The sequence below is a fragment of the Mycolicibacterium vinylchloridicum genome (assembly GCF_013404075.1).
Lineage (GTDB): Bacteria > Actinomycetota > Actinomycetes > Mycobacteriales > Mycobacteriaceae > Mycobacterium > Mycobacterium vinylchloridicum.
In genome coordinates this window covers 1-6,644 of the sequence record NZ_JACBJQ010000110.1, presented here as the reverse complement: position 1 = coordinate 6,644, position 6,644 = coordinate 1, and the positions used below count along the sequence as shown (strand labels likewise).

The following is a 6,644-nucleotide window of genomic DNA, read 5'->3' as shown; positions in this document are numbered from 1 at the left end:
CCTTCCCAACCAGCGCGTCAACGCCGGTCTTGATCAGAGAACCTTGGACTTCAGATCATCCCCGGGAAGGTGCGCCCACTTTCATGCCGCCCCACCGAGGGTCATCCACAGGTTCTGATCATTGCTCCAGCAGTCGTGTGGTCTCTCTGAGCTGCGCTCGTCGTTTGACTGCTTCCTCAATGCCCTTGGATATTCTCTTGCACTCTTTTTCGTTGCGTGGCAGGGGGATACGAACTTCACCGAGGCGGTTTCCGAGACTGTCGATGATGTCCTGGGTGAAGCGTTTCGCTCGAATCTGGCGTTTGACGATCGGCGAGTTGAGGGCAGCGAACAGGAGCCAGGGGTCGAGGGAGCTTTGGGCGGCGACGCGGATCTTCATCACGTGTGATTGGTACAGGATTTCGGTGTCCAGAGGGCTGACGACTGCCGTCGTGCCGATGAGGTAGGTGCCGTCGCGGACCATGAGGATGTCGCCGACGGCGACGTCGAACTTGTCTGGGTGCTTTGCGCGAAGGGCCTTGAAGAGTTCTTGGCTGATCCCATGTTTGGGGTCTGCTTTGAGTTCCCAGTTGGACAGGTCGCTTGTGCGAATGAAGGGGATGGGGCCGGTGCCGTAGGCCATCTTGCCCACTTCAACGCCGGTCGTGATGGCGATCTCTTCCCTGTCGATGAACGATTGAAGAGCTGGGGTGTGATGCGTCGGTTCTAGGGCGGCGAGGTCGGCAGCCAGTTCCGGGTCGTAGTACTTCGGAATGAATACCGTGCCGGCCAGCTCGCTCCGGGGCTGCATGAAGCCCAGGTGATCATTCGGTATGAGACCAAGATTTTTGAAACTGACGTAGTTTTTGGCGATCGTTGGTACGTCGTCGAGTAGGACGTCCTCGTCGCCTTGTCGGCGGAACGTGGGGTTACCGCGTGAATCGTGACCGCACCACTTGGCGTCAGCCATGAAGATCAGGTCTTCCGTGGTCGTGTTTTTCTTGTTGTGTTTGCGCAGCACGACCATGCAGACCTTGGTGTGGGTGCCGGCTTTGCCGCTGGTCTTGAACAGCGGCTCGGGCATCGCCGCGATCGCCAGTATGGTCGCTCTCTGTTGGAGCCAGTCAATGATGTGCGAGTAGGACGGACTCCCAAACAGACTTTCTGGCAGCACGATACCGAGCCGGCCACCGGGTTTGAGCAGTTGCAGGCAGCGCTCGACGAACAACAGCTGCGGAGGAAAGTCGGCGAGAACCTCGTCGCTTAGTTCCTTCGCTCCGGTCTTTTTGCTCGTCACCCATTTGTGGCCCAGGTCGAACTGTTCGAGAGTAGGTCGGCCCGCGACGCGTATCTTCTTCCCGAACGGCGGGTTGGTCAGCACCACGTCGAAGCTGCCGAGTTTTACCTTGTCGCGGACCTGCTCTGGCCACTGCTCGGTTGGTTGCAGGCTGCTGTCGACGCGGAAGACGCCACCTCGGCCGTCCCCCAGGATGGCGAGGTACGCCTTGGTGCACTTTGCAAGAAAGGCGTCCTTGTCCATGCCTCGCAAAGTGCGCGTGGCGATCTCGCGTTTGCGGCGTTCGAGAAGCGACGCGGACCATCCCTTGTTTTGCGCCTCGGCGTCGAGGCCACCCCAGACGTGTTCCAACGCGACGGTGAGGAAGCCTCCTGAGCCGCACGCCGGATCGATGATGAGTTCACCCGGTTTCGGATCCACCATGTCTACGAGCGCACGCACAACGTTTCGTGGGGTGAAGAATTGTCCCTCAGGACCACGTAACGCGGGTCCGATGAAGACTTCGAACGCTTCACCGATGGCATCGCGCTCAGCTTGAAGGAGACTGTAGGTCTGAAGTTCACCCACCACGTAGGCGATGCTGTTTTCATCCAGCGAGATCGTGTCCGCCTCGTCGAAGACGTCGGGATACTCGACCTTGACATTGTCAAACAGGTCGAGCATCCGTTTGTAGACGTTCCGGGGTTCCTCGTTGTGTCCGAAATGGAACTGAACCATATCGTTGGCGCCGGAGTTGATCTCGTCAAAAATCTTGCAGAACAACAGATTGATGACTTCTTGCGCGAGCGGCTCGTCACGCGTGATGCCCGGAGCATTGCCCGCCAGGTGGTTGCGTATATCGCGGAACACTGAACGCAGATTGCTGGGCTTGACCAGATCCTTCTTGCGGTACAAGCCAATGTCTTCAACCCGTTGCCCATAGCGGGGGATGTTCGGCAGGGTCTCGAACTTTCGGGCTCCGTCCTTGGTGAAGACCTTGCGGACGTACCAATGGTCTTCGCCGTTGAACCAGATCCCGATATCGGCGTTGGACATGTCCAGGTAGCGTTTGAGCTGTTCGGTGCCGTCTTTGCGGTTGCGTCGCTTGCACTCCACGACGAGGGCCACGTTCTCAGCCGTGTGCTTGTCTGAGGAGAACACGGTGATGTCGACGGGGTACTTCTTCGACTCGCTGGGTGAGGTGGCCACTCGCCACTGCGGGCGAGTGCGCAGATGCGAGATGGGATAGCCAAAGTCCTCCACAAGGCGTCGGCTCATCACCTGCACCGCTTCGAGTTCCTCAGGGGTTGCCTGCACCATCTTTCCGGACACGTAGTCACGGATGGTGCCTCGCTTGATCGTCTCGACCTCGGTGACCACTCCGTCAGCCGCGTCGCCGTCATCTATGTCTACCTCGGCCGTCACCGACCGAGGATAGCGTTTCGCTTCGCAGGTCCTGTTACGGCGCGCAGGCAAGCGGGGAGCACCGCCGATATGGCTCATACATACATGTTTATTTGTTTATCTACATGTAAGCTTACATGTAGATAAACAAATAAGTTAGTAGTATGCTCCGCATCCATGAATGTTTCCGCCGATGGGCAGTGCGAAATCGTGGCGGTGGCGCTGCAAAAGGGAGGCGTGGGCAAGACCACCACGACGATCAACCTAGGGGCCAGCCTCGCTGCCATGGGGTTCCGCGTCCTCCTGATCGACATGGATCAGCAGGCCCACAGCACCAAGGGGCTCGGCGTCGACCTCGGCGCCGAGGATGCGTCGATGTACGAGGTGCTGCACCCAGACAGGGCGATGCGGGTTCCGCTGCCAAATGTCATCAGGTCTAGCCAGTTCGGCATCGACGTCGCGCCCGGCCATCTCGCGCTCAAGGAGCTGGAGCGCACGGGGCTCGGTTCAGGCGGTCAGCTGCGGCTAGCCCGCCAGCTCGACGACCTCGAGGGCTATGACTTCGTGCTGATGGACTGCCCGCCGGCACTGGGGGAGTTGACGACGGCGGCACTGGCGGCCGCCGATTACGTGTTGGCGGTCCTCAAGGCCGGCCCCGACGAAATCGACGGCCTGGTTGAGCTGGGCAACGCCGTTCTCGATGTTCAAGAGACGCTCAACCCTGACGTGGAGATCCGCTACGTGCTGCTAGCCGACTTCGACGGCAACCCGAAGGCCAGCAAGGACGTGCGCAGGCAGTTGCGCACCGATTGGGGGGAGTGGTCCGCAGGCGGGGCGTACCTGGGTGAAATCCCGCATACCGTGCGGGTGGTCGAGGCCAAAGGAAAACGCGTCCCGGTCCACATACACGCCCCCACCTGCACGGCGGCAGTGGCATACCGAGAGATCGCCGAACGCATCGTGGCGAGGCGGCAAGCAGCATGAACGCCGCATCAAAACCCAGTGGCTTGGAGGTGGGGTCCACCAGGCCCCTGTCTCGCGCAGAGCGCCGAGCGCAGGCCGCCCGGGTCCAAGCCGAGGAGACTCCCACGGCACCGGCAGCAGAGGCCGACCCATCGCCGCAACCCGACGATGAAACTCCGTCCGCAGCTGCGGCACCGGCACCGGCACCGGCACCGGCACCGGCACCGAGCCAAGCTTATGAGTCGGCCGAGCCACCAGTGCGGTTGAAGCCGCGGCAACGCAAGGCGAAGAACCCGTTCGCGACACAGCTGCACTCAGGAACGTTGGCGCGACTGGAATGGATCAAAGCGCGCGGATACGTCATCACCGACACCGTGGACGATGCCATCAACACCTACCTCGACGGCGCGGGCATCCCCAGGCCGGACCACAACGACCGCATGCCGTGATCAGGTGTGGTGCCAGGACCTTCCTCGCCCGCAATCGTGGTGAACGTGGTGGGGCAAATGATCCTTCTCCCATCGAGTTCTATGGCCGATCGACGCATCGGTTTCTGCAAAAGTGCTGGTAGCAGCCGTTCACCCCGGAACGGTGCACGGTAGGTAACTACCGTTTTTGCCCATGCACATCTACGTCGATGAGACCAAGCAGCGCGACTATCTGCTCGTGGCCAGCGTCCACGTCTCGACGGACCTCACCGGACTGCGCCAGATCGTGCGTGGCCTGCTCCTGCCCGGGCAGCGCTACCTGCACATGAAGGATGAGAAAGACGGCCGCAAACGCACCATCGCTCAGGCCTTCGTCGACGCCGGCGTGCAAGCCACCGTCTACCGCGCCGGCCCGCAACACCGCAACGAACGCCAACGACGGTCAGCATGTCTACAAGCCCTCGTCGACGACCACGCCGCCCTAGGCGACGCACACATCGTCTTTGACGAGGACGAAACCATGGTGAAGTTCGACAACCAGAAACTCATCGAATACACCCGCGCCGCCGGCTGCCGCGACACCCTGCGCTACGAGCACCAACGCTCCCACGCCGAGGCCCTGCTAGCCGTCCCCGACGCCATCGCCTGGTGCTGGGCCAAAGGCGGCCCCTGGCGCACTCTGATCGGCCCAGCCGTCACGGCCACCCGAGACGTCTAACCATGCCCGAGAAAGCGCAAAGCCCGAGCGCCACGGTCGTCCGGCCGGGTCTCGGGCTCACTTCCTGAAGCTCAACGCAACAGGCACCCACCAATATACGAGATCAACCACCTTTAAGCCAGAAGAACCAGCTATCGAAGAAACTCCTTCAACGTCGCCACTCGGTTGCGAAGCCCGCCTACTCGACGAGTCGCTTCCGCCAGTACGCCAGCCGCCTCCTGAGTGCTCCGGCCGCATCCCGAAACGCTGCTCCGCCCGGTTGAGCGCAGAGGCCACCTCCATCATGGCCTCCGGGTCGGCACCGCCGCCCAGGCGCAAGCTCAATGCGTTGAGAATGTCGCCCCGTGAAAGGTAAACCACCGCAAGGTTTTTCGTGATCGAGTTTGACCACTACCTGGATCGCCGACAACATCGGAAGCCATCTCCCGGACGTCAAAGGTGAGTGCGTTCACCGACCCCAACTGCATCTACGAACGCGTTGCTTGCGCAAGCGCTACGACTTGGCCTTGTCGTCTTTGGCACCCTTGCTCACGGTGTCAAGGACTTCTCGCAACGTCCGGGCGGTGGCCTGCGCCTCGGCGGCGAGCAGTTCGGCGGAGTGGGCGGTCGCCCGCGCGTCGGCTGCGTCCTTTGTCGCGGCCGCGGCTAGTGCCGCCTGCTCGGCGCGGGCAGCTTCGGTGGTGGACAGTCGGGCGGTGAGGTCGGCCAGCTCGCGGCTCAGCCGCGCCGTCTCAGCTTCGGCCGCCTCCGCTCGGGAGGTCGCGGCCGCCAGGTCAGTGAGCGCGTCGGCCTCGGCCTGCACCAGGGTGGCCCGCTCGGCCGCATCTGCTTCGGCCTGCTCGTCCCGGGCCGCGACCACGGCCGCCGACCACAGCGGGTCGAAGACCCGCGCCAGCACGTCGGTCGGTACTGGCGACACGTCCCGGGCCGGCCGATTGGTCCTGAGCCATTCGCTCGCCGCGTCGGTGCTGACCCGAGCCCGCTCACGCAAGGCGCGCACAGTCACAGGCTTGCCCTCCACACTCAGCGCGGCGAACGCGTCGGCCAGCGCCGACGCGGCGCCGGTGTTCTTGACGGCCATGTGAGCCCCTCCCTCATTCAGGTACGTTGAGTAACGTTGTTTGTTCCCGGTACGTTACTAATGTACCTGACGAGATGCGGGAGGCACAACGCCCAGTAACGAATGTCGAGGCCGGGGCTTCCTGCCGGAAGACAGGGCCTGGGGGCCGCGTCATTTCTGGGCCTGCATTTCGCGCATCGTCACTTTGGATTGAATGATGCTGTAGTGCTCGGGGATCGCACGCCTGTGGCGCCAGCTGGGTGACCGCGCCGCAGCAGGCCACCCCTAACACCGCAAAGGTACAATGAGTAACGTTCTTTATTACCGATACGTTCCTATATGTACCTACGGGGTTTTCTGGTGTTGACCGTCTCTCTGGATGGCGACCACGGCCGGGCGGTCGTCTGCGTCATCAGCGTGCCCACGAACGGACCGCTTGCAGGTCACCACTTTCAAGTGTCAGCTCCCCGTGGCACGCCCCCTTTGCTAGCCACGTCCTATTTCCGGACTATCTGGCTCGCTGCTCATCGTGCGTATGCGGCCCGGCGGATCAGTTCACGGCTTGATCGCGTTGCCGCAGCGCTTGTTTCGCCGCGCTCGGGATGAATGTCGCGGTCGGCACTTTCGGCCCAATCCGCCAGCTTGTTGTATCGGTCCTGATCGATGTCGATGGCCATACCTAGGTAGTATGAACCGTCCTGGGTCTGGTGGAGATCGTGAACGCACCAGGAGGATGTTGTTGTGGCTGCGCCGAGGAAGTTTGACCCAGAGACCCGTGAGCGGGCGGTACGGATGTATCAGGACCGGATTTCCCAG

Annotated in this window: 6 protein-coding genes; 3 read left to right on the top strand and 3 right to left on the bottom strand. The window is 62.0% G+C overall.

Going from position 1 to position 6,644, the window contains the following annotated elements; translation table 11 throughout:
• Window positions 1-118 precede the first annotated feature (118 nt).
• On the bottom strand, window positions 119-2,680 hold the full coding sequence (locus HPC46_RS33305; RefSeq protein WP_218894933.1) for an N-6 DNA methylase: 2,562 nt from the start codon (window positions 2,678-2,680) through the stop codon (window positions 119-121).
• A gap of 156 nt (window positions 2,681-2,836) precedes the next feature.
• Here HPC46_RS33305 and HPC46_RS33300 point away from each other — a divergent pair, with 156 nt between their 5' ends.
• The 3 genes from HPC46_RS33300 (at window position 2,837) to HPC46_RS33290 (ending at window position 4,768) form a co-directional block, all read left to right on the top strand.
• Window positions 2,837-3,643 carry a ParA family protein gene (locus HPC46_RS33300; RefSeq protein ID WP_179476278.1) on the top strand — a complete coding sequence of 269 codons (807 nt, stop codon included), beginning with the start codon at window positions 2,837-2,839 and terminating at the stop codon, window positions 3,641-3,643.
• Window positions 3,640-4,071 carry a hypothetical protein gene (locus HPC46_RS33295; protein WP_179476277.1) on the top strand — a complete coding sequence of 144 codons (432 nt, stop codon included), beginning with the start codon at window positions 3,640-3,642 and terminating at the stop codon, window positions 4,069-4,071. Before HPC46_RS33300 ends, HPC46_RS33295 begins: the two co-directional genes overlap by 4 nt.
• 172 nt (window positions 4,072-4,243) lie before the next feature.
• Window positions 4,244-4,768 carry a hypothetical protein gene (locus tag HPC46_RS33290; protein WP_179476276.1) on the top strand — a complete coding sequence of 175 codons (525 nt, stop codon included), beginning with the start codon at window positions 4,244-4,246 and terminating at the stop codon, window positions 4,766-4,768.
• 493 nt (window positions 4,769-5,261) lie between these two features.
• Here HPC46_RS33290 and HPC46_RS33285 read toward each other — a convergent pair whose 3' ends face one another.
• Together HPC46_RS33285 and HPC46_RS33280 are read right to left on the bottom strand one after the other, a co-directional pair.
• Complete coding sequence (locus tag HPC46_RS33285; RefSeq protein WP_179476275.1) at window positions 5,262-5,849, bottom strand: hypothetical protein; 588 nt, start codon at window positions 5,847-5,849, stop codon at window positions 5,262-5,264.
• Window positions 5,850-6,352: 503 nt separating this feature from the next.
• On the bottom strand, window positions 6,353-6,505 hold the full coding sequence (locus HPC46_RS33280) for a hypothetical protein (RefSeq protein WP_179476274.1): 153 nt from the start codon (window positions 6,503-6,505) through the stop codon (window positions 6,353-6,355).
• Window positions 6,506-6,644 lie beyond the last annotated feature (139 nt).

Bases quoted from the DNA above. Each gene is read 5' to 3' on its own strand.
- HPC46_RS33300 (WP_179476278.1), top strand. From the start codon at position 2,837: ATGAATGTTTCCGCCGATGGGCAGTGCGAAATCGTGGCGGTGGCGCTG.
- HPC46_RS33295 (WP_179476277.1), top strand. From the start codon at position 3,640: ATGAACGCCGCATCAAAACCCAGTGGCTTGGAGGTGGGGTCCACCAGG.
- HPC46_RS33290 (WP_179476276.1), top strand. From the start codon at position 4,244: ATGCACATCTACGTCGATGAGACCAAGCAGCGCGACTATCTGCTCGTG.
- HPC46_RS33285 (WP_179476275.1), bottom strand. From the start codon at position 5,849: ATGGCCGTCAAGAACACCGGCGCCGCGTCGGCGCTGGCCGACGCGTTC.
- HPC46_RS33280 (WP_179476274.1), bottom strand. From the start codon at position 6,505: ATGGCCATCGACATCGATCAGGACCGATACAACAAGCTGGCGGATTGG.